General features: G+C 34.3%; 22 protein-coding genes, 2 pseudogenes and 3 riboswitches. Of the genes and pseudogenes, 12 read left to right on the top strand and 12 right to left on the bottom strand.

Features of this window, described 5'->3' with window-relative positions:
• Positions 1-21 precede the first annotated feature (21 nt).
• Complete coding sequence (thiO, locus tag ACX6U0_RS08355; RefSeq protein WP_464959489.1) at positions 22-1,113, bottom strand: glycine oxidase ThiO; 1,092 nt, start codon at positions 1,111-1,113, stop codon at positions 22-24.
• Entirely contained in the window at positions 1,110-1,712 is a 603-nt protein-coding gene (locus tag ACX6U0_RS08350; protein ID WP_464959488.1) for a thiamine phosphate synthase, read from the bottom strand. Before ACX6U0_RS08350 ends, thiO begins: the two co-directional genes overlap by 4 nt.
• A gap of 106 nt (positions 1,713-1,818) precedes the next feature.
• Positions 1,819-1,928: riboswitch (TPP riboswitch) on the bottom strand.
• Between the two features lie 256 nt (positions 1,929-2,184).
• A riboswitch (TPP riboswitch) is annotated at positions 2,185-2,300 on the top strand.
• Positions 2,301-2,432: 132 nt separating this feature from the next.
• Here ACX6U0_RS08350 and thiC point away from each other — a divergent pair.
• The gene (gene thiC, locus ACX6U0_RS08345) at positions 2,433-4,208 is read left to right on the top strand and encodes a phosphomethylpyrimidine synthase ThiC (protein WP_464959572.1); all 1,776 of its coding nucleotides are present in this window, start codon (positions 2,433-2,435) and stop codon (positions 4,206-4,208) included.
• 19 nt (positions 4,209-4,227) lie between these two features.
• Positions 4,228-4,398 (top strand): hypothetical protein, encoded by a 171-nt coding sequence (locus ACX6U0_RS08340; RefSeq protein WP_464959487.1) that lies wholly within the window; start codon positions 4,228-4,230, stop codon positions 4,396-4,398.
• A gap of 41 nt (positions 4,399-4,439) precedes the next feature.
• Here the strand turns inward: ACX6U0_RS08340 and ACX6U0_RS08335 are convergent, their stop codons facing one another.
• Positions 4,440-4,622 carry a small acid-soluble spore protein H gene (locus ACX6U0_RS08335; RefSeq protein WP_464959486.1) on the bottom strand — a complete coding sequence of 61 codons (183 nt, stop codon included), beginning with the start codon at positions 4,620-4,622 and terminating at the stop codon, positions 4,440-4,442.
• A gap of 339 nt (positions 4,623-4,961) precedes the next feature.
• Between ACX6U0_RS08335 and ACX6U0_RS08330 the strand changes: the two genes are divergently transcribed.
• Positions 4,962-5,501, top strand: a complete 540-nt coding sequence (locus tag ACX6U0_RS08330) for a hypothetical protein (RefSeq protein ID WP_464959485.1) — start codon at positions 4,962-4,964, stop codon at positions 5,499-5,501.
• Between the two features lie 116 nt (positions 5,502-5,617).
• On the opposite strand, the pseudogene ACX6U0_RS08325 reads toward ACX6U0_RS08330, so the two are convergent.
• The 5 genes and pseudogenes from ACX6U0_RS08325 to ACX6U0_RS08305 all read right to left on the bottom strand — a co-directional run.
• Positions 5,618-5,698: pseudogene (locus ACX6U0_RS08325) on the bottom strand (YjcZ family sporulation protein); the annotation flags it as partial.
• A 209-nt stretch (positions 5,699-5,907) separates the two neighbouring features.
• Positions 5,908-6,189, bottom strand: a complete 282-nt coding sequence (locus tag ACX6U0_RS08320) for a hypothetical protein (protein WP_464959484.1) — start codon at positions 6,187-6,189, stop codon at positions 5,908-5,910.
• Positions 6,190-6,193: 4 nt separating this feature from the next.
• Positions 6,194-6,439: a hypothetical protein gene (locus tag ACX6U0_RS08315; RefSeq protein ID WP_464959483.1), complete on the bottom strand. Its 246-nt coding sequence runs from the start codon at positions 6,437-6,439 to the stop codon at positions 6,194-6,196.
• 127 nt (positions 6,440-6,566) lie between these two features.
• Positions 6,567-7,973: an amino acid permease gene (locus ACX6U0_RS08310; protein ID WP_464959482.1), complete on the bottom strand. Its 1,407-nt coding sequence runs from the start codon at positions 7,971-7,973 to the stop codon at positions 6,567-6,569.
• Between the two features lie 317 nt (positions 7,974-8,290).
• Positions 8,291-9,328 (bottom strand): YeiH family protein, encoded by a 1,038-nt coding sequence (locus ACX6U0_RS08305; RefSeq protein ID WP_464959481.1) that lies wholly within the window; start codon positions 9,326-9,328, stop codon positions 8,291-8,293.
• 122 nt (positions 9,329-9,450) lie between these two features.
• Between ACX6U0_RS08305 and ACX6U0_RS08300 the strand changes: the two genes are divergently transcribed.
• Positions 9,451-10,341: a LysR family transcriptional regulator gene (locus ACX6U0_RS08300; protein ID WP_464959480.1), complete on the top strand. Its 891-nt coding sequence runs from the start codon at positions 9,451-9,453 to the stop codon at positions 10,339-10,341.
• Between the two features lie 35 nt (positions 10,342-10,376).
• Here ACX6U0_RS08300 and ACX6U0_RS08295 read toward each other — a convergent pair whose 3' ends face one another.
• Positions 10,377-10,556, bottom strand: coding sequence for an H-type small acid-soluble spore protein (locus tag ACX6U0_RS08295; protein ID WP_464959479.1), 180 nt, complete (start codon positions 10,554-10,556; stop codon positions 10,377-10,379).
• Positions 10,557-10,833: 277 nt separating this feature from the next.
• On the opposite strand from ACX6U0_RS08295, the gene ACX6U0_RS08290 reads away from it, so the two are divergent.
• Positions 10,834-11,793: a LacI family DNA-binding transcriptional regulator gene (locus ACX6U0_RS08290; protein ID WP_464959478.1), complete on the top strand. Its 960-nt coding sequence runs from the start codon at positions 10,834-10,836 to the stop codon at positions 11,791-11,793.
• 76 nt (positions 11,794-11,869) lie between these two features.
• On the opposite strand, the gene ACX6U0_RS08285 is transcribed toward ACX6U0_RS08290, so the two are convergent.
• Positions 11,870-12,760: a LysR family transcriptional regulator gene (locus tag ACX6U0_RS08285; protein ID WP_464959477.1), complete on the bottom strand. Its 891-nt coding sequence runs from the start codon at positions 12,758-12,760 to the stop codon at positions 11,870-11,872.
• 128 nt (positions 12,761-12,888) lie between these two features.
• Here ACX6U0_RS08285 and ACX6U0_RS08280 point away from each other — a divergent pair, with 128 nt between their 5' ends.
• From ACX6U0_RS08280 to ribH, 5 genes and pseudogenes are all read left to right on the top strand, one after another.
• Positions 12,889-14,160 (top strand): APC family permease, encoded by a 1,272-nt coding sequence (locus ACX6U0_RS08280; RefSeq protein ID WP_464959476.1) that lies wholly within the window; start codon positions 12,889-12,891, stop codon positions 14,158-14,160.
• Positions 14,161-15,031: 871 nt separating this feature from the next.
• Positions 15,032-15,184, top strand: a riboswitch (FMN riboswitch).
• Between the two features lie 251 nt (positions 15,185-15,435).
• A pseudogene (ribD, locus tag ACX6U0_RS08275) lies at positions 15,436-16,526 on the top strand (bifunctional diaminohydroxyphosphoribosylaminopyrimidine deaminase/5-amino-6-(5-phosphoribosylamino)uracil reductase RibD).
• Positions 16,508-17,155 (top strand): riboflavin synthase, encoded by a 648-nt coding sequence (gene ribE, locus ACX6U0_RS08270; RefSeq protein WP_464959475.1) that lies wholly within the window; start codon positions 16,508-16,510, stop codon positions 17,153-17,155. The pseudogene ribD and the gene ribE overlap by 19 nt, the downstream one beginning before the upstream one ends.
• A 12-nt stretch (positions 17,156-17,167) precedes the next feature.
• Positions 17,168-18,361, top strand: a complete 1,194-nt coding sequence (locus tag ACX6U0_RS08265; RefSeq protein WP_464959474.1) for a bifunctional 3,4-dihydroxy-2-butanone-4-phosphate synthase/GTP cyclohydrolase II — start codon at positions 17,168-17,170, stop codon at positions 18,359-18,361.
• 14 nt (positions 18,362-18,375) lie between these two features.
• A complete protein-coding gene (gene ribH / locus ACX6U0_RS08260; RefSeq protein WP_464959473.1) occupies positions 18,376-18,837 on the top strand; it encodes a 6,7-dimethyl-8-ribityllumazine synthase in 462 nt (153 codons plus the stop codon).
• 42 nt (positions 18,838-18,879) lie between these two features.
• Here the strand turns inward: ribH and ACX6U0_RS08255 are convergent, their stop codons facing one another.
• Together ACX6U0_RS08255 and ACX6U0_RS08250 are read right to left on the bottom strand one after the other, a co-directional pair.
• Complete coding sequence (locus tag ACX6U0_RS08255; protein WP_464959472.1) at positions 18,880-19,638, bottom strand: alpha/beta fold hydrolase; 759 nt, start codon at positions 19,636-19,638, stop codon at positions 18,880-18,882.
• Between the two features lie 12 nt (positions 19,639-19,650).
• Positions 19,651-20,682, bottom strand: a complete 1,032-nt coding sequence (locus ACX6U0_RS08250; protein WP_464959471.1) for a M23 family metallopeptidase — start codon at positions 20,680-20,682, stop codon at positions 19,651-19,653.
• Positions 20,683-20,882: 200 nt separating this feature from the next.
• Between ACX6U0_RS08250 and ACX6U0_RS08245 the strand changes: the two genes are divergently transcribed.
• The gene (locus ACX6U0_RS08245; protein ID WP_464959470.1) at positions 20,883-21,596 is read left to right on the top strand and encodes a response regulator transcription factor; all 714 of its coding nucleotides are present in this window, start codon (positions 20,883-20,885) and stop codon (positions 21,594-21,596) included.
• Position 21,597: 1 nt separating this feature from the next.
• A complete protein-coding gene (locus ACX6U0_RS08240) occupies positions 21,598-23,343 on the top strand; it encodes a sensor histidine kinase (RefSeq protein WP_464959469.1) in 1,746 nt (581 codons plus the stop codon).
• Positions 23,344-23,466 lie beyond the last annotated feature (123 nt).

Below are 23,466 nucleotides of genomic sequence, written 5' to 3'. Positions count from 1 at the left end.
TTCATACACCTCTCTTTAAAATTATCGATTCACTTTAAACGCTTCTACCCACTCAGGTCTGACTTTTCGTTTAAGAATAAAATCACGAATCATTTTGCCTGTAGCAGGGGCAAGAAGAATGCCATTTCTAAAGTGTCCAGTAGCAAAAAATATATTGTCGTCATCTGGGTGTTTTCCGATATATGGTTTTTGATCAAATGTTTGTGGTCGTAAACCTCCCCAAAAAGATTCAATGTTCATTTTGCTAATATCAGGTAGCATCTTTTTGGCAGTATTAATTAATGATTCAATACCTTGTAAGTTTGGTTTTTCATCCCAATCGTTTTGAATCATAGTTGCACCAATCACAAGCTTTCCATTGTTTCTAGGAACAATGTAGTTATGATCATGGAAAATTGTATGCTCCAGCGTCATGTGTTCACTTGTTACCGAAAGACACTCCCCCTTAACCGGGGTAAGACGATTACTTAATCCGAGTTGTTCAAAAAAAGATGTGCTCCAAACCCCGTTTGCAATTACGATATTTTTAGCTGTAAACTGACCATTTGTAGATTGAATGGTAAATGTACTTTCATTTTTTCGAATCTCTATAACACTAGTATTCTCGTGTATTGTAGCTCCGAGTACTTGTGCACTTTTACAAAAAGCATTACAGACAGAAGTAGGTAGGACGTTTACATCATCTTCTATATATGCTGCTCCAATTATATTTGTTGTGATATTAGGTATTTTTCTTTGAATTTCATTTGGTTCATACCAAATGACCGTTGGTTGTGAAAGAAGGGAAGCTAATTGCATTTTTTCTGCATTATTATAAGCTAGTTTGAAAATCCCACCAGTTTTCAACTCAATGTCGATGTGACTTAGTTTTTTTAGGTCCTCTTTCAGTTGAAAATAAGATAATTGACTACTTCTTGCAAAAGGCAAAAAAATCTCTGTATCATTACACTCAGAATGAGCTCCCAGCATACCTGCTGCAGCGCTAGTAGATTTAGAACCTATTGTTTGTGCTTCGAGAACGGCAACGTCTATTTTTTCCTTTGCCAAGTAATATCCGATTGAGCATCCAATGATTCCACCACCAATTACAATTACTTCAAAATGTTGTTTCATAGAATACTAATGCACCTCTCCACATATTTTAGAGCAGAATCGCGCGGATTTTCAGAAGAAAAAATACCCGACATGACTGCAATTCCATCAATCTGACATTCTTTTAATATTGGAAGATGATCAGGAGCTATTCCACCAATTGCGTAAACTGGAATTGTAAGAACATTTTTTATCTCAATTAACGGATCAATTCCATTTGGACTTAAACCTTTTTTGCAATTTGTCTCAAAGCAATGTCCATAAATGACATAATTGGCGTGATCTTTTTCAGCTTGTATTGCTTCAGCTACTGAATGGACTGAGCGACCGACATTCATTGTTGGATAATGTTCTTTTACTAACTTGACTGGAAGTCCGTGAGTTGGCAAATGAATGTTGAATAGATTTGTTAGTAATGCTACGTCTAATCTGTCATTCATGATGATCTTGTTCATAGGTACTCCGTTATCGCTTAAAAGGTTTAAAAGCATAAGTAGTTCTAAACTGCTTTTCGATTTTTCTCGTATATAAACAAAATCAACAACATCATGTATTTGAATAATCATTGTTGCAAGTTCATGTATTGAATACATATTATTCGTCACTGCAATTAGCTTCAAATTTGCTCCTCCTTTTTGAAAAATTAGGGTGTATGTATTTTTAAATAAGAAAAACCACTTCCCAAAAATGGAAAGTGGTTTGTAAGTTACACAAATAAACGCATAAAAAGACATTGCGCCACTTTCCTACGCAGGTACGAGCCTGTTCAGGTTATGAGGGTTTAAAAGTAACTACTTTATTCTCAGCCCTTATCAAGGGATCCCCTAGTGATGAATACACTATGAAAATTAAGTTTAGCATAGCATAAAAATAAAATAATTCAAGATTAAAAAAATGATAGTTTGTAAATGGTATTTCAAAAGTTATCAAAATAGACACTGAAAGTTAGCGAAAAAAATAATTTTTTAAATCGAAAATAGTGAATGTTTCCAAGGGTATATATGCATTTTCATACAATATTGTAAAATTTTAGGGGAATAAAATGATTTACAAGATTGAAGCTTAGGTTTATATTAAGTCTGTACAAATGAATAGTTTGACTAGGGGTGTCCAATAAGTTGGGCTGAGAGAGAAACGCGTTTTAAGTTTCTTAACCCTCAGGACCTGATCTGGTTCATACCAGCGTGGGGAAGTTAGCGTTTATTACAGTAGTGTCAATTTAGCATTATTGTAGTCAAACTAACCAATAGCCGGGTCTTATCAAGATAAGATACGGCTTTTTTTCATGCTTATTGTGGATTGGATTTTGTTCTTTTTAATCACATTAAAAAGGGGAAATCATAATGAACAATTCTGTAAATGAAATGAATTTTTCTATCATGTCTAGTTTTTCGGGAAGTAAAAAAGTATATGTCGAAGGATCAAGACCGGACTTGTTGGTTCCAATGCGTGAAATCAAATTAAGTCCAACAACTGGATCATTTGGGGAAGAGGAAAACGCTCCTGTTCGTGTCTACGATACAAGCGGTCCTTATACTGATGAAAGCGAAACAGTTGATATTCGAAAAGGTCTTAAGTCGATAAGAGGAAAATGGATTATCGAACGTGAAGATGTAATCGAGTATGAAGGACGTGAGGTAAAGCCTGAGGATAATGGTTTTAAAAGTGATATTGTACAGAAAAATATAGAGGTCTTCAAGGGACTAGATAGAAAACCATTACGAGCAAAAGATGGTGCAAATATTACACAGTTGCATTACGCACGACAAGGATTGATCACACCGGAAATGGAATTTATTGCAATTAGGGAACATGTTTCTCCTGAGTTTGTCAGGTCCGAAGTAGCGAGAGGAAGAGCAGTCATTCCTTCAAATATAAATCATCCAGAGAGCGAGCCAATGATAATTGGACGTAACTTTCATGTGAAAATTAATGCCAATATTGGTAACTCAGCTGTTACTTCATCTATTGAAGAAGAAGTTGAAAAAATGACTTGGGCAACACGCTGGGGAGCAGATACAATGATGGATCTTTCTACCGGAAAAAATATTCACACAACTCGTGAATGGATTATTAGAAATTCACCAGTACCGGTTGGAACAGTACCTATTTATCAGGCACTGGAAAAAGTTAATGGAATCGCTGAAGACTTATCATGGGAGGTATTCAGAGATACATTAATTGAACAAGCGGAGCAAGGTGTCGACTATTTTACAATTCATGCAGGTGTACTTTTACGCTATATACCATTAACTGCTAAACGTGTTACAGGTATTGTTTCTAGAGGTGGATCGATTATGGCTCAGTGGTGTCTTGCACATCATAAAGAAAATTTTTTATATACTCATTTTGAAGAAATTTGCGACATTATGAAACGATATGATGTGACATTTTCACTTGGTGATGGGCTAAGACCTGGCTCCATTGCTGATGCAAATGATGAAGCTCAGTTTGCTGAATTAGAGACACTTGGGGAACTGACGAAAATAGCATGGAAGCATGATGTCCAAGTAATGATTGAAGGACCAGGTCATGTTCCAATGCATTTAATTAAAGAAAATATGGATAAACAATTAGAAATCTGTAATGAAGCACCTTTTTACACTCTTGGACCACTAACAACTGATATAGCACCAGGTTATGATCATATTACTTCTGCAATTGGTGCAGCCATGATTGGTTGGTTTGGTACAGCAATGCTATGTTATGTAACACCAAAGGAGCATCTTGGATTGCCGAATAAAGAAGACGTAAGAGTAGGTGTTATTACGTACAAAATTGCTGCGCATGCCGCGGATCTAGCGAAGGGCCATCCAGGTGCTCAAAAAAGAGATGATGCGTTATCTAAAGCCAGATTTGAATTTAGATGGAGAGATCAATTTAACCTATCATTGGATCCAGAAAGAGCAATGGAATACCACGATGAGACATTACCTGCTGAGGGTGCAAAAACAGCCCATTTCTGTTCTATGTGTGGTCCAAAGTTTTGTAGTATGAGAATTTCACAAGATATTAGGGATATAGTAAATGAAAAAGAATTTGAATTAACGATTGATGAGGGTCTCAAAGAAAAGGCTGATCAATTCAGAAAAAATGGTGGAGAAATATACCAATGATTGAATGGAGGAGCCTTGTATGAACCGGGTGATCCAAATAGCAAAGCAATTAAAAGAGCTAGAATTAGAAGTAAATCAACTGAAAAAAGAATTAAGCAATATTCAAAAAATTTGCGAACATGAATTTCAAAAGAACGATTCAATACGTGTATGTAAAAAGTGCCACTATATCGAAAGTCTGTATTGGTAAGTAGAAAAATAAACCTCCAATTTTGGAGGTTTATTTTTTTATTAAAGCTCCTCTATTAAGCTGTTTAATGATACTTCTTCTTCGTTCTCCGGTTGACCAAGCGGATAAATTCTAGCAGTTTCTGTTTGATTATCGACGTGTTGAATATAAATTGGAACTCCATTATAAGTAACATTAGCCATAACTGCAGATGAAGCGATTTCTTGTGCGCGCTGTTTATTCATACAATAACCTCCACTAATTATTAAACCTCATATAGTTTGTGCATTGATGATGATTGTATTCAAATTAATTAGTGTTTTTTGCGGAAAACAGTAAGGCTAAGTCGCTCAAATAAGAAAAATAGATTTTATAAAGAAAGAGAGAAATAGAATCCAAAAACTAATTGACAATGATTATCATTATTGTTAATATTTTATCGATAGTGATAATCGTTTTCAATAAATGAGGTGGCAACTGAGGCGACTAATATAATCTAAAATAATTTACAAGTACTAACAACATGATCAGTAGAGGATGCCCAATGGGACGCTTCTAGGCAAAAGAATTGGAGACTAAAATTAATGGAAAAAATGATGCATCTAATAAAAGAAAAGGCATTTCAAGCATTATTCACACTGATGCGAATTCTTTTTGGAGTAGGATGGTTATTTGCTGGAATCACCAAAATAACGCAAAAAAATTGGTACAGCGAACCTGGAGTATTTATTAAAAATTATTTAATAATGGCTGTTGAAAAGCCCAATGTACCTGAATTTTATAAGTATTTCATTCAACACTTTGCTTTAAAGCATTATATGTTTTTTAATTACACGATTCCTGTAGTGCAAATTACAATCGGTATTTTATTGATAGTAGGTCTAATGATCCTTCCTTCAATTCTAATTTGTCTTTTCATGCATATTAATTTTATTCTATCAGGTAATATGAACTTAATCAGTCTTACACTTTATACCAGTGCATTTGCAATTTTACTTTCTTTAAACCGTAGCTATGTATTAAGTTTAGATCGTTACTTAGGATTTGAGAAATATATTCAAGTTAAAAGACAAAAGATTGCTGAAAAACGAAATTATCAACAACCACATGTATTGAACACTTAAATTTATAATAAATAAACTGTTAATCAAAAAACCTCTTGAATATATTCAAGAGGTTTTATAGTTTTTAGTTATTACCAAGCTCCATAGCCGCCTCCAAAATGATCACCTGCGAAACAAGCTGCTCCTACAATGATCAATAGGATGAATAATACAACTATCAATGCAAAGCTGTTATGATGTCTAAATCCATCACTCATACATTATACCTCCTTCATTCTAAATTTGTGGGGCTTTCGAAAAACTTCCCTGTAAGGGGAATGTAGCAATATTACAATTAGGAGAGGTGGATAATGTATCGTATGTTTTTTTGATAACTTTGGAACTAGTCTATACCTAAATAGGCTTTAACCCAATAAGAAATAAGAAATGTTGCTAAAAAAACATTTTCGTTTTGTAAATGAGAATGTTATATAAATGGTATTTCATTATTTGTTTCCTTAGGTGTAGAGATTGCTGAGTCTACAACATATCCATTAGCGAATTTAACCGCGATTGTACCCAAATAGGTATCAGTAGGTTGAAGTGTTTCAGTACAAGTAAAATAACGGATATGTACAACATCAACTGTATCCTTGCTAATCTTTTGACATGCAAGTAAATTACTCAAGCGTTTTAATGCAACTTCTCTTTTCAGTCCTATGATGTCATTTTTAATAAAAGATTCATAGTAATTTTTTAAAGGGAACATTTCATCAACTCCTGTTATCCAAACCTTCACGTTGATTCAAAGTTATTTGTAGATTGAGGTGTTTCTTTTCGTATGGTATGTCATGTTTTGTTTCTAAGATTGGTATTTGATCAATATGCTCAGGGATTTTGCCAGAATTAGTATGATCATAAACTCCGAATTGATTTGAGGAAGATACATTCTTTTTTGTCATTTGGTAAATCATTAAAATACTGATTGAAATCACTAATACTCCAATAAAATAGCTCATTTCAAATCACTCCTAAAATATGATTATCATACTTCCATTTTCAAAATAAATTCAACTATTAAGATACTATACCTTATCATACAAAAAAATATCCCATTATAGTTATCTATAATGGGATATTTTTTAATTAAGCTGAGTGATCCGAATCATTAACTTTGTTTTCAGGATTTAAACGGCTATTTCTGTATCCGTAAGCAGCGTAGATGATTAAACCAATGATTAACCAAATTACGAAACCTTTCCAAGTAAATGCTGAAAGTTGAAGCATTAAATATACACAGAATACGATTGCTAGAACTGGGATAACTGGTACCCAAGGAGTTCTAAAGCCACGTTTTAAATCTGGTTGAGTTTTTCTTAATACTAGAATTCCAAGTGATACAGCTGAGAATGCGAATAGTGTACCAATATTTGTTAATTCTGCTAATTTATTTAATGGAATGAATCCAGCGAATGCTGCAACTAATCCACCAGTGATCCAAGTACTTACTACAGGCACTTGAGTTTTCTTGTTAACTTTAGACATTTTGTTTGGAAGTAAGCCATCTCTACTAATTGCATAGAATAGACGAGTTTGTCCAAACATCATTACCATTAATACTGTTGTAATACCGATGATTGCGCCAAGAGAAATGAATCCAGCTGCCCAATCTTGATGAATGAAGCTTAAAGCAAATGCTACAGGATCTTTAACGCCTAATTGAGCGTATGGAACGATACCAGTAAGAATTAATGAAACAACAATGTAAAGAATCGTACATACTGCTAATGCTGAGATAATACCGATTGGTAAGTTACGTTGAGGATTTTTAACTTCCTCAGCAGCAGTTGATACTGCATCAAATCCAAAGTAAGCAAATACTACAACAGCAGCACCAGCTGTTACGCCGCCAAAGCCCATTGGCATAAATGGTGTCCAGTTTGTAGGCTCAACATACCAAACGCCAATTACGATGAAAAGTAATACTACAGCTAATTTGATAAATACCATTACAGTGTTAAGTTTAGCTGATTCTTTAACACCTCTTGTAAGAATGAATGTAACAATTAAAACAATTAGTACTGCTGGTAAATCAATATACGTTCCTTTACTAGGATCAAATGCACTTGTTAATGCAGTTGGAAAATGAATATTAAAACCAGACAATAAACTTTGGAAATAGCCTGACCATCCACTAGCAACTGCAGATGATGCTAGTCCATACTCAAGAACCATATCCCAACCTAAAATCCAAGCAACTACTTCACCGAAAGCAACATAACTATACGTATAAGCACTTCCTGCTTGGGGAATCATAGAAGCAAATTCAGAGTAACATAAAGCAGCGAAAGTACAGGCTAAACCTGCAATAATAAATGAAAGAATAAGTGCTGGTCCAGCATAATCAGCAGCTGCTACACCTGTTAATACGAAAATACCAGTTCCTATGATAGCTCCAATACCTAGCATTGTAAGGTCAAATGCACCTAGTACCTTATTAAGTGAACTAGATGAAGTTGCACTTGTGACAGTTTTTTTACGAAATAAACTCATATGAACCTCCTTAAAATTCTTGTTGTTATTTTCTAAAATTAACCTAACTAATTTTAATAGTTTTGTATAAAAATAGAAAATTCTGACAATTACTAACGAAAAAATATTATTTGTTAGGATTAATTGAATTTTATAATAACATACGTTTAGAGTTTATACAAAGAATTTTTCGACTATTTTTTCAAAAAAACGCAAAAAAATCTAGGGAATATGTCACTAATTGGTAGAAAATTCGAATAAATGCATAAAAATTACATTGTGCAATTGTTATCTAAAAATAATAATGTAAAAAGACATGAAGTATTTTCATGTCTTTTTTATAAACAAAAAAATGTAAAGATTGATAGTAACAATGAAGTAATCGTAATTGCAATTAAAGGACGAACTGCTTTCATTCTTAGCTCTTTTGCATTGATGTTTAAACCTAAACCAGTCATTGCCATCGTTAATAGGAAAGATGTTAAGAAATTGATCGGATGGGTAAGTTCCTTTGTTTCAAGAAATTCGCCAATATAGAAGCTTCCTAAAAAGCTCATCAGGATAAAACCAATTAGAAACCAAGGGAATGTAAATTTTACTGAATCGTCTTTTTTTATTCCTTTTTTATTCATCCATATAATAAATAAAAAACTGACAGGAATTAGAAGGAATACCCTTGAGAGCTTAGATAAAAAAGCAAATGCTAACGCGTTTTCTCCTGCTGGTTCGGCTGCTAAAGCAACATTTGCAATTTCATGAAGGCTAAGACCGACCCAAGTTCCGTATTCTGCTGGTTTAAGATGTAAGATAGGAAAGAGGAAGGTATAAATAATCGAAAATATCGTTCCCACTAGTGCAATGATTCCAATCCCCATTGCTGTATCTTCTTCTTTCGCTTTCATAATTGGCGAAATAGCCGCGATGGCAGCAGCTCCACATATTCCTGTTCCAATACTTAATAGTAAGGAAAGATTCATATCTGCTTTTAGCCATTTTGCAATCAACATTAGTATGATAAAAGAAAAGAGTACTGTTAGGATACTTTTTATTAGTATCGTAAGACCTTGGTGAAAAATAACATTCATATTTAATTTTAATCCATATAAAACAATCGCCAGTCTTAGAAAGTATTTGGAAGAAAATTGAATGCCAATTCGTATCTTTTCTGGATATCCAAAAATTTGTCGATACAGAACACTAAAGAGAATGGCGTAGGCGAAAGGTCCAATATATCCAAGCTTTGGGATTTTAGATAATCCAAATCCAATGCATGCGATTAATATTGTAAATCCAATTCCAAGTAATAACGAGTAAATTTTCTCCGTATATACATTTGGTTCTTTTGGATTTTCTTGTACGGATAAATTCGGCTCCAAAATTTTTCATCTCCTAATCATTCATTCAAACTATATATTTATCGTACGCGATGATTGACGATAAGAAAAATAAATGATTATGATAGTTATCATAAGTAATAACGATACTAAGAGGTGGACAGATGGATCATTTACTTTTAGTTTTTATTGAAGTGGTTGAGAGAAAGAATTTTTCTCGTGCAGCTGAAGAACTTCATATGACTCAGCCATCAGTTAGTCAACAAATTCAAATACTCGAAAAAAATGTAGGAACAAAGTTATTAAATAGAACAAACAAGTTTGTTGAGTTAACGAAAGCAGGTGAAATAGTTTACTCACATGCAAAAGAAATTACAGGACTGTATAAACGAATGTCTACTTTAGTAGATGATTTAATGCACGAAGCAAACGGATTATTAAAAATTGGAGCTAGTTATACATTTGGAGAATATGTACTTCCGCATATATTAGCAAAATGTAAGCAACAATTTCCAAATGTTACCCCTTCTGTACAAATTGGAAATACAAGAGAAATCGCTCAAGCAGTCTTGACGCATCAAATAGATGTTGGAATAGTCGAGGGCGAGTATGTTCATCAAAATTTATTTATGGAAAAAGTTGCTACTGATGAGTTGCATATTATAGCTGGGGTAGATCATCCTATAGCAAAAAATAAAAAAGTGACATTTGAACAATTAGAACATGAAACCTGGATTGTTCGTGAAGTAGGGTCTGGGACTAGAGAGGCTACTGAACGTTTATTTGAAACATTAAATATTAGACCAATGAAATTAGTTGAGTTTGGTAGTACACAGTTAATTAAAGAAGCTGTAGAAGCTGGTCTTGGAATCAGTTATTTATCCGATCTAACAGTGAAAAAAGAAAAATTACTCCAAACCATTGTACTATTGAATGTAGAAGGTACACCGATAAAAAGAAATTTCTCAATTTTAACAGAACCTATTCAATTGCAAACTAAGTCAATGCAAGTGTTCATCGAGCTAACACAAGATTTTTATAAAAATCGAAAATAAAAACCTCCATTTGTCGTGGAGGTTTTTGTATTGAGTTAGTGTTCCGTCAAATTACTTAATGAAACTTCTTTATCATTATGAGGCTGATCTAGGGGATAAACTCTAGCGGTTGATTCATTTTTATTTACATGCTGAATATAAATTGGAACTCCATCACAAGTTACATTGATCATATTAGGTGAAGCAATTATTTCAAGTGCTCTTTCTGTATCCATTATAATGACCTCCTTTTATTTAGAACCCATCATATTATTTACGAATGCAATAAATAGTATTCAACAAAGGTTTATGATTTCCAATTTTTCTTTTTAAATATTTGCTTTTCTTGTTGTATGATAGCGATAGAAGCAAAAAGTAAGATTGTACTGCACATAAAAATTAAACAAAATAAACCAAATAAAATATTCATATTTGTTCCTCCTTTTTCATTTGAATTTAGCGTAAAGTATGGAACTGGTTTCATAGCAAGAAAAATTTTGAAAAGGTGAAATTATGTCTAATATTAAGGATATTGCAAGGATTGCTGGTGTTTCAGTTACTACTGTTTCAAGGGTATTAAACAATGAACCTTATGTTAGTGATGAAAAGCGTAATGCAGTTTTACGAGCAATGGAAATAACGAATTATCAAAGAAATTTAAATGCTGTTAACTTAAGTAAAGGGAAAACTCATTTAATTGGTGTAGTCGTACCGTATTCTAATCATCCGTATTTTGGGTTATTAATAGAGGGAATTTCTATAGAGGCGATTAAGAAAAATTATAAGCTTGTCTTATTTCAAACAGACTATCATAAGGAGCGAGAATTAGAAGCACTTGAAATGTTGAAGCATAAACAAATAGATTCTCTCATTATTTGTTCAAGAATCTGCCCTTTAGAAGTAGTTGATGCTTACTTAGAATATGGTCCTGTAATTTTATGTGAGGATACAAGGAATACAAGGATTTCTTCGACTTTTGTTGACCACTATAAGAGCTTTACCATTGCTTTAGAATATATGTACAAAAAGAGGCACAGAAAAATTGGATATTGCATCGGACGTAGTAGTGGTACAAATAGTCTTCAAAGAAACTTGGCATATAAGGATTTCCTTCATAAATACAACCTACCTTTCAATGATGAACACATTATGAAGAATTGTAGTTATTTTGAAGATGGGGAACGAATCGTTAATACGTTAATTGAATTAAAAAATAGACCGACAGCTTTACTAGTTACGAGTGATCAAGTAGCAGCCGGGATTCTAACTTGTTGTAATGAGAAAGGCATCGTCATCCCAGATGATCTAGCAATTATTAGCTTTGATAATCAACCAATAGCCAAATACATGAAACTAACAACTGTTGAAATGCCGATAAAAGAAATGGGGCAAAAGCTATTACATCAAGCGCTAATGAATGAACAATCGCAAAAAGAGATGTCAGTTAAATTGATTGAACGTCATACTGTTTAAGTAAAAATTGAAATGAAAAGCACGACCAATTCCTAAATCCTCAATGAAGGTTTGACTCGGATTGGTCGTGCTTTTACTATAAATTCCATCTGCGAGCATGCTCCCTCACAATTTCCTGGAACTTTCTAGCTGCATGGGATTGCCATCTATTTTTATGCCATGACATGATTGTAAATACACTACCAAGATTTGTATCCCATTTAATAGATTGCATTTTTCCTTGTTCAATTTCTTGGTTCGCTGTAACGAGTGGTAGCATAGAAATTCCTAATCCACACATTACGCATTGTTTTATCGCCTCGACACTCCAAAACTCAATTCCAGTTTTTGTTTGGATTCCTTTACTTAACAAAAATGCTTCGAAATAATCACGATAGCTTCCTTGTTCTGTCAGTAAAATATTTTCATTTTCATGAATTGTAAATGAAGAAAGTGTCCTCGTTGAGTCTGAGTGAGTTGGTAATAAAATGACAAGTGGTTCTTCAACAAGTGTTTCCATCATTAATTCAGAATCAGTCACTTTAGCTTGTAAGAAAAATGCAATATCAAGATCGCCTCGTTTTAATGATTCTTGCAAGTCCCAGCAGGAACCAGATTTCATAATGATGTTTACTTTTGGGTATTTTTTTCGAAATGCTTGGATGATAAATGGAAGTCGATAAATCGTTAATGACTCAGGTGCACCAATTCGAAGTGTTGACGTTTCTTCCTTATCCATTTGAAAGACATCCTTCGCTTTTGAATATAATTGAATCATTTCTACCGCATGAGTTAAGAAATGCTCACCAACTTCTGTTAATTGTACCTTTTTACCGATTCGATTAAATAATGGTACGCCAAGTTCTTGTTCTAATGCTTGAACATGTGCTGTTACAGTGGATTGTGCATAGCCTAAATGAACTGCAGCCTTTGAGAATCCACCCATATCTACAATTGATTTAAAAGTAATCAGATGGCGAATTTCCATAGTAACCCCCAATTATCGGAAAATCCGATGGTTTATATCGTAACTATTCATTTTACCGATTGAATCATGTTTCATATACTTAAAATATACGAGATTAGTATTTGATTCAATAACTTTTGAGGTGATTTATGAGAAATCGTAAAATTGGATTTTTATTGCTTAGTGGCTTAATGGTTGGTCCTATTCTAGGTTCGGGTATCATTATATTACCTCCAGCAGTTTTTAATACAGCTGGAAATTACGCAATATTTGCTTGGTTGATTATGTTAGGATTGAGTATGTTATTTGCACATATGTTTGGAAAGCTAAGCTTGATGATCCCTGGAGATTCCGGCGTACCTTTAGCAGTTGAAAGAGCATTCGGGGCTCAAATAAAAAACCTATCGGCTATTTTCTTTTTACTAGCAGTTTGTTTCGGACCAGTTGCAGTATTAGGAACAGCAGGACATTATTTACAGCTCCTTACATCGCAATCACTTTTTCATGAAAAATGGTTAGCACTCGGACTTTTATGTTTTGTTTATTTGATTTTAACAAGAAATATAACAGATGTAGGTAAGTTTGCATTTATTATGTCCACATTTATTGTTGTAACTTTATTAGTAGGAAGCTTGCACACATTATTTACAGTAGATGGTAACATCACATTATCGAATCCAATTACTGTTTCTGATTTTGGTCAAAGCTTACTTCTATTATTTTGGGCACTAATTGGATGGGAAGTCATTGGTAGCTATTCGCTAGAAGTAAAAACACCTGAACGTACAATACCAAAAGCAGTTGCTTTAAGCTTTTCCATTATTGCTGTTGTCAGTCTAACGGTTGCACTCGCATTTCAATGGATTCACTCGGATTCCGAAAGTATAGGAAATCAATCGTTGGCACCATTGCTTGAAAGCTTATTTGGAAATTTGGCCACTCCAATCATATCAACAATTACAATCGCACTATGTATTAGCACCGTCTTGCTTGTTATAGGAGCTGTATCAAGATTAATTTCAGATCAAGCTAAAAACGGATTATTACCAACATGGTTATCGTACAAAAATAAAAATAATGTTGCGACCCGTGGCTTACTAAGTTTGTTTTGTATTCATATTATTGTGTTTACACTTTTCTTTCTGAACATCATTTCCATTCAGCAGTTAGTTGCAATTGCTAATGCTTTCTTCTTATGTAACGCTTTACTAGGCGTCTTAGCATGTATGCGAATTTTTGATTCATTATGGCTAAAAATCGGGTCAGCAATTCTAGCGATTTGCTTTTTTGGTATATTATTATTTTCGTCAATTTATATTTTATTAGCAATTGTTATAGTAACGGTATATTTTGGTTGGAAACAAAGAAAAGAGTCAATGAAAGAGCAAAAAATGATTTGTCAGGTCGGAAATGACTTGTAAGAGGAAATGTGTATATTATAAAAAAATATAAGGCAATTTGACAAAAAAATGATAAGTAAAACATAGAGAGGATCATCAATTTTAGTAACTAGTTCTCCTATTGGAGAGAAAAGTAGAAATTAAATTGCCTAAAGACAGACCAATTTACAAAAAAATGGTCTGTCTTTTTTATCGTTAAATCTGGTTTTCGTTAAATAAGAACTGAAAATAGCAGTAAATTAGCATATTAATTAACATTGTCTCTGCTGATTTATGTGTTATTTTTATGAAAAATAGGCTGTTGAAAACTATGTTATTTTCAAATAAAAAGCTCTGTTAATATTAATTGTTGATTTTAGCAAATGCCATTAGAGTATGAAAAGAGTATCGTACGTTAGAGAGTGATTGGAATGGAAGGTACGAAGACTCCTATGGGAGATGCGGGAAACTTGAGACCCCGCAGGAGGCCCACAGGATGTGGGTCATGCATGCGTTACGACAGGACGTCGTGGTTTTAGCATCCCTACCTTTAGGAGGAGGCTCAAGTCACGCCCCATGGAAAGCGAAGTACCTGGAATAAAAATCAACAGTCTTCTTTAACAGAGCCAAATAAAAAAAAGAGCATTGACTGTTATATCAATTCTCTTTCAGTGTTATTTATAGTGTTAATTTGTTGCGATATATTGCAATTTATACCGTGAAAAATTGTTTTCCCTCCTAGAAGAGAACCCCTTACAATTTTAGGTGATCTTTTTCTTTTTTTATCTCAGATTTTTACTAGAAAAACATAGGGATCCACTAATATTTTAATATTTCTTTTATTAAACTTGAAATCTATAATACTTTACTTTGAATAATTTGCTAGTTATAATGAAACAAATTTGATAATTAGTGTGTCCTTCGGGGTCGGGTGAGAGTCCCAACCGGCGGTGTTGTATAAAATTTTTTTTATACTAAGCCCGTGAGCTGCATATGATTTTTATATGTTTGCTGATCTAGTTAGAATCTAGAGCCGACAGTATAGTCTGGATGGGAGAAGGATGGAGTGCATATATCAATACGAATTTGATTTTTTCAAATTTACGATTGATATAGGCTTAGTTTGTTGTGTTTTTTAATCAATTACACAACAATAAACGCGCAACAATCATGAAAATTTATGAATTGTTTTGGCGTTTATTTAAGTATGCTTCCTTTCTTAAACATCTAAAGCCCCTTAAGTACATTCTTAAGGGGCTTTTTCACTTTTTCAAATTAATTTGAATTAGAGGGTGTGATAAGTTGGATCAACTATTTATGAAATTAGCAATTGAACTTGCGAGCTCAACAATTGGACAAACAAGTCCTAATCCACCAGTAGGAGCTGTGGTTGTAAAAGACGGATCAGTAGTTGGAGTAGGGTGTCATGTAAAAGTAGGCGAACCACACGCAGAGGTTCATGCTTTAAATATGGCTGGTACAAAATCAGTTGGATCAACTGTTTATGTAACATTAGAGCCGTGCAGTCATCATGGTAGAACACCACCATGTGCGGATTTATTAATCGAGAAAAAGGTTAAAAGAGTTGTTATAGCCATTCAAGATGACAATCCAAAAGTTAGTGGTAAAGGATTTTCAAAGTTAAAAGAAGCAGGGATTGAAGTTGAGGTAGGAGTATGTCATGAGGAAGCTAAAAATTTATATAAAGGCTTCTTTACGTTTATAAACAAAAAAAGACCGTTTATTACTTTAAAAGCAGCGCTTAGCTTGGATGGAAAACTGTCGACATATTCAGGAGATAGTAAATGGATTACTGGTGCAAAGGCTAGAGAAAAAGTGCATGAAGAACGTCGTATACACGATTGTATTTTAGTAGGCGTTGGAACTGTTCTTCAAGATAATCCATCTTTAACAGTACGATTGGAGAGTGAAACTAGACAACCTGTTCGAGTCATTTTAGATTCGAGTTTAAGAACGCCAATCGACTCAAAAATAGCAAATACGATCGATACAAAAACAATTATTTTTGTTGGTAATCAAATAACTGAAAAACAACTGATTCCTTATCAAGAAAAAGGAATTGAAATAATAAAAACAAGTGAGTCAAAGGTCAAGGTACGAGAAGTCATTTCTCTATTAGCAGAAAAGGGTTACCATTCCGTTTATGTTGAGGGGGGAAGTGAGATTCACACATCCTTCATAGAAGAAAATCTATTTGACGAACTAATACTATATTATGCACCTAAACTAATTGGTGGCATCCACAATGCTAATCTAGTAAATGGTTTAGGTAATGAAATGATGAAGGATGTTACCAATTTAACATTATTATCGGTCGAAACAATTGGAACTGATATTCGAATGCATCTTCAAAACGAGGTGAATTAACTTGTTTACAGGAATTGTAGAGGAAATCGGAACAGTAAAAAATACAGTTAATAAAGGACAAACACTAGTCCTAACAATTCAAGCGAAAAAAATTCTTGAAGATGTTCATTTAGGGGATAGTATTGCGATAAACGGAGTCTGTTTAACAGTGACTAGTTTTACGAAAGACGAATTTACAGTAGATGTTATGCCAGAAACCTATCAATCTACTAATCTAAAAATGTTATCAAATCACCATAAAGTAAATTTAGAACGAGCAATGGCTGCAAATGGAAGATTTGGTGGACATATAGTTTCCGGACATATTGACACAACGGGTGAAATACTTGCGGTTAAACCTCTTGAAAATGCAGTTATTTATAAACTAAAAATTCCAAGTCGTTATTCGAAATATTGTTTAACAAAAGGGAGCATCACAATTGATGGTACGAGTTTAACAATATTTAAGGTTGAAAATGAAGTCATTACTATATCACTGATTCCTCATACTCGCTTTCATACAATATTAGGAAGTAAAAACGTAGGTGATACGATCAATATCGAATTTGACTTACTAGGTAAATATGTTGAGAAAATGCTTGGGTTACAAGAAATAAAAAAAGACTCAAGCATAACAACTTCATTTTTATCTCAAAATGGCTATTTATAAAGGAGTAATCATATGTTCTCTAACATAGAAGAAGCAATTGAAGATTTAAAAAAAGGCAAAATTGTCATTGTTTGTGATGATGAAGATCGTGAAAATGAAGGCGATTTTGTTGTTATAGGTGAATATGCAACGCCAGAGAATATTAACTTTATGGCTACTTATGGACGTGGATTAATTTGTGTCCCAATATCGGAGGAGATTGCAAATCAGTTTGAGTTGTATCCAATGGTAACAGAAAATACGGACACACATGGTACAGCTTTTACAGTAAGTATTGATCATCATACTTCAACAACTGGTATTTCTGCATTTGAACGATCGAATACAGTTTTACAGTTGTTAAAAGAAGAAGGTAGTGCGAAAGATTTTCGTAGACCGGGTCATATGTTTCCTTTAATTGCAAAAAGTGGTGGAGTCATTGAACGACCAGGTCATACAGAGGCTGCTGTAGATTTAGCACGTCTGTCTGGATCTAGGCAAGTTGGAGTCATCTGTGAAATTATGAATGAAGATGGAACAATGGCAAGAGTACCAGAATTAATCCAAATAGCTAAGAAGTTTCAGTTAAAAATGATAACGATTAAAGACTTAATTGCATATAGACAAAAAAATGAAAAGCTAGTAAATCGAGAAGTTGAAATAAAATTACCAACTGATTTTGGTGATTTTAATATGATTGGTTATTCCAATACAGTCGACGATAAAGAACATGTAGCCATTGTGAAAGGAAATGTTGATGATGGTACGCCAGTCCATGTAAGAGTTCACTCTGAATGTTTGACAGGCGATGTGTTTGGATCATGTCGTTGTGATTGTGGACCTCAATTACATTCTGCTTTAAATATGATTGAAAAAGAAGGAAGAGGCGTAATCATTTATTTGCGACAAGAAGGAAGAGGAATCGGTCTACTTAATAAATTAAAAGCTTATAAACTTCAAGAAGAAGGTCTTGATACTGTTGAAGCGAATCTCCATCTTGGCTTTGAAGCGGATTTAAGAAATTACGAAATCGCTTCTGAAATTTTACAGGACTTAGGGATTACGAAAGTTAATTTATTAACAAATAATCCACATAAAATTGAAGAGTTAACAGCTTATGGAATCAAAATTAATGAGCGGGTTCCTCTACAAACTGAAATGAAAGCAGATAACGAACAATATTTACAAACTAAACTTGAAAAAATGGGTCATTTACTAAACTACTAATAGGAGAGATTAATATGAAAATTGAAGGAAATTTAATAGGATCTGGATTAAAAATTGCAGTTGTTGTTGGACGCTTTAATGAGTTCATCACATCAAAATTACTTGGTGGTGCACAAGATGCTTTACAACGTCATGGTGTAGAAGAATCAGATATTGATGTTATCTGGGTGCCAGGTGCATTTGAAATACCACTTATCTCGAAAAAACTTGCAGATACAAAAAAATATGATGCAATCATTACACTAGGAACAGTAATTCGCGGAGCAACAACGCATTATGATTACGTATGTAATGAAGTAGCAAAAGGAGTTGCTTCAATTTCACTACAAACTGGTATACCAGTCATTTTCGGTGTTCTTACGACTGAAAATATCGAACAAGCAATTGAAAGAGCAGGTACAAAATCAGGAAACAAAGGTTGGGATGCTGGTATATCTGCAATTGAAATGGCGAATTTATTACGAGAAATTAACTAATATCACAATAACACAAAGAAGAGAGGCCACTATGCCTCTCTTTTAATTTTCTTTTGCCATTTGAATACACTCTTGAATTGCGTTAATAACTAATTCTGGTTCGGATAGCTGAGGAAAGTGACCGCTATTAGTAGCTAATATGTGTTTTCCTTGATTACTTAGTTGTACAAGATTCATTTGATTTGATCTTCTGATTTGAATAGCGTGCTCAGGCATCATCTTTGGCATTTTATCTCCAGAAACTACGAGTAACGGGACATTAGGAAAAGAACCTGCCTGCTGTATTTGTTTAACTGTTTCTTCTACATAATTAACTTCATTCCATTTTTTGTGGGACGAAAATGAGTCGAAAACTTTAAAGAATTTATTAATTCCACGGATGAGTAAACCCTGTGTTTCATTAATACTTACATCCTCTGGATGACTAGAATCCAATAAAACAACCCCTGCAATTTCTTCTGGATATTGTCTAGCAAACAAGTTGGTATATAATCCACCTAGGGAATGCCCAACTAGAATATAAGGAGGACTTACGTTTATTTCCTTCAGCAGTTGTCTTAGTGTGTTTACAATAAAAATTCCATGTTGGGGACCTTTAGGCTGATCGCTTTTTCCTACACCTAACCGATTATATGCTAACACAGTAGTGTCATTAGCTAACTCGTGAAATACTTTGTACCATCCTTCAATTGGACCACTTCCTCCATTTATGAGGATGACAGTAGGTACTCCTTCGCCTAATCGAGCGAATTCGATTAAACCGCTATTCGTCAAAATCTTCTTTTTTTGAATCGGTTTCATATTTGCACCTCATTATTTTTTATTGGTTGTTCCAGTCACAGAATCACCGCGAATCAATTGTATGTTGTTTTTGAATGAGATTGGAATTGTTACTGCGTTCGATTGATTCATTTGTGTTGATACTTGAAAATGTATATGGGGCTCGGTGGAGTTTCCTGAATTACCACACTTCCCTAGGAGTTGACCAGCAGTAACTTTATCGCCTGATTTTACTTTGAGAGAACCATTTTTCAAGTGAGCAATTGTGCTATATTCTCCATTACTATGTTTAATGGTAATAAAATTCCCAGCAGGCTGGCTTTCATTAACCTTTCCAACTGGAGAATTATCCACTATGCCATCTATGGACGCAACGACTAATCCGTCTGCGGGAGCTAGAACATCTTCATTAAAGGCGAAATAATTTTCATTTCTATTTGGATTTCCTCTATAGGTAAACCCATTCTGTTCTTTAACAAAATCATATGCATAACGCACCTGTTCATACTCATAGTGGTAATTGACGAATATATTTTTTCCACCCCAGAAGACAAGCCATTCCTTTTTAAATGGCAAATCGAATTTCGTCTTGGAGTACGCTTCATCAGTCTTCGGATGATAAGAGTAATGAATGATTTGAATTCCAGTTATCATTCCTTTTGAATCTATTGTTGCCGTCAAACCTTTATTCCCGGATTGATCATTCCAAACAAATGACTCACTCCCATTTAACTTTATGTTTGAAATTTGATTGAATGAAACAATGTCAGAAACAAATGATTGCGCCATAGAACTGAACTGCTCCAGATTTACAATAGTCTTTAATGAAAGACTAAACTGTTGATAGAGATTTTCATATTCACCAGCTAGTAACATAGAAGCAATGTTTTCTCCGTGAATTGTATTTGTATTACTTTTAATTGTATCTAAATTAGAGTTCATTGAAGCAGCCTCATGATTATTTTTAGTTTGAACTCCACAACTTGCTAAAAAAGGGACTAACATGAATAAAAGTATGGTGGTAATTCCTATTCGTACAAAGCGTCCTTCCAAATAGTTCTCCATTCTTCTGCACCTCCGTTTGATTATGTAATTAAACTTAGTATATTGCACGAAACTTATCTCCCGATTACTTGAAAATTAACTCTACATAAACTATTTATCGTTTAACAAAGAAAAAGTTAAGGTAGTATTAAGATTCCTTTAACAGTGGGGTTATGCAGATATGATAAAATGGAATATATTTCTAGTTGGAGGAATGGGAAATGAAGGAAGTCAAAATCTTGATAGTCGACGATGAACAATCAATTGTAGAAATGATGGTTACTGTGCTTAGAAAAGAAGGTTTTTCTCATATAGATACGGCATTTGATGGTGAGTCAGCTCTTAAGGCATGTGAACAAAAACGGTATGATATTGTGCTGCTAGACGTAATGATGCCTGGTTCAAGCGGTCTGGATATTTGTCCATTTATTCGTCGGACTACTGATGCGCCAATATTGTTCATTACGGCAAAAACATCGGATTTTGATATATTATCAGGATTCGCAGTCGGAGGAGACGACTACATAGCTAAGCCTTTTAACCCGTTGGAAGTTGTAGCAAGGATGCGAGCACAACTACGCAGGTACTTGCAGGCTAAACCACAAGAAAACTCTACTACTGTTTTATTTGATTTTGGCCACTTCCAAGTTGATGAATTAGAAGGAACGTTGACAGTAGACGGCCATACCTCTCATTGTCCGGCACTCGTTTTCCAATTGCTATTGTTTCTCTGTAAGCACCCTAATCGTATATTCAGTAAAAGTGAACTATATCAACGCGTATGGGGTGAGGAAATGTATAATGATGACAACACTGTTATGGTTCATATACATCGCATTCGTGAGAGAATTGAAAAGAATCCATCTAAACCCAAATTCCTTGTTAATGTAAGAGGAATGGGGTATAAACTGATTCAACCTAAAGGGGAAGTATAAGATGATTCGTAGGCGGTTTGCAATACGATTTGCGTTGCAGTTAGCGATGACAGGGCTTTTTTTGGTGGGAATAGCAATTATGATTGTGATTTGGGTGTTGGGAAGGTTAGAAGATATCGAAATTAATCGTAACTTTGCTCCAATGGGAATATCACGTCTCATTTCGGATGCGGAAGTTGACTCGAAAGGGTTGATTGTCGATTCAGTTTTTATAAGGCAGTTAAAAGCAGATGGAGGTTGGTTACAGAGTCTAGATTCGAATGGGAATGTCGTTCAGTCTTTCAATACACCTAATGACTTACCTTCTAGTTATATTCCCGGTCAACTGATGGATTATTGGCTAGACAAAGAGACATTTCAATATAAATTAGGATTATGGATACAAGAGAAGGATGGACACTATTACACATTACTTTACGGAGCACCCAAATCTCCAACAAAGGATCTGCTTCAACAAGTAAAAAATGATGGCCAAATACAGGAACATCAGATTTCATTTTCCTATAGCACAATCGTACAGTTAAACAAATCGGGCAGTTGGGTTCAAGTACTGGATCGTAAGGGGATGGAAGTTGCGTCTTGGAAAAAGCCCAAGGATGCCGTGACATCTTATACCATACAGGAACTTGCGATGAGAACTCATAACCAAGCTCTTTATGGCATCGTGATGGATACGCAATATGATAAAAAAAAGGATCTAACTTGGGTCTTACAATCTCCAATTGAAAAAGCCACAAGTCAACCAGTGCCTGCCCCACTTCTTAAAACTGAAGAACAAGTTATCATTATTGGAATTACTGCTTTCTTAATATCAGCTTTACTAATCTTCATCTTACTTTCCCTCTGGTATGCAAACAGGTTTGGAACGCCAGTCCTTTCTATACTCGGTTGGATTCAAAAGTTAGGAAAAGGTGATTACACTAATATTCAATCGGAAAATGAAGGAAGGAATCAAAAGGGGGATTGGAAGCACGAATATCGTATTTTTAGCGAAGTCATGGACTCCATTAATGCACTAGCAATAACGCTTCAAGCAGGCAAGGACGCTGAAGTGCAAACCCAGAAAAACAGAGAAGATTGGATTGCTGGCGTTACACATGATATGAAGACACCGCTCGCATCTATTCAGGGTTATGCATATATGCTAGAAGCTGAGAAATATAGTTGGTCTGACAAAGAAGTAAGGCAATTTGCTTCTACAATATTAGAGAAGACTCTTTATATGAACAAACTAATCAACGATCTTGCTTTGACGTACAGGCTTAAAAACGGGGTTATCCCTATCAATTTAGAGGAAAAAGACTTATGCTCCCTATTGTCCGATTCAGTATTACGAGCTACATCGCATCCTATATATGTAGATAGTCAAGTTCATTGTATAACTCCGTCCACACCAATTATGGCGAAGATATATCCACAAGGTTTTGATAGAATAGTAGATAATATCGTAGCAAACGGCCTTATTCATAATTCACCAGGAACAAAAATGGATATTGAATTAGTCGCACTTCCAGAAAACGGTTGGCGTATTGATTTTAAAGATAACGGTAAAGGGATGGATCAACAGACGATTGATCGATTATTTGATCGATACTATCTGGGGACGAATACAGATAGCACAATTGAGGGAAGTGGATTAGGTATGGCTGTAACGAAGGAATTAGTTCAAGCTATGGGAGGACAAGTCAAAGTGAACTCTAAGGTTGGACATGGGACAGTAATCAGTATAATTTGGAATGGTATTTGAATTTTGTGGGAAGTTTTACACGCAGTCTTTATGAGCCCGATCATTATTTAAAAAATAGATTATTATTATAGGAATTTAACATAGTTTTAGACAAGACCACATATATCTATGTGGTCTAATTTT

This window comes from Gottfriedia sp. ABJ_BB2_2, from assembly GCF_055484705.1.
Note: the sequence above shows the minus strand (reverse complement) of the source record. Positions and strands in the feature narration are given on the sequence as shown.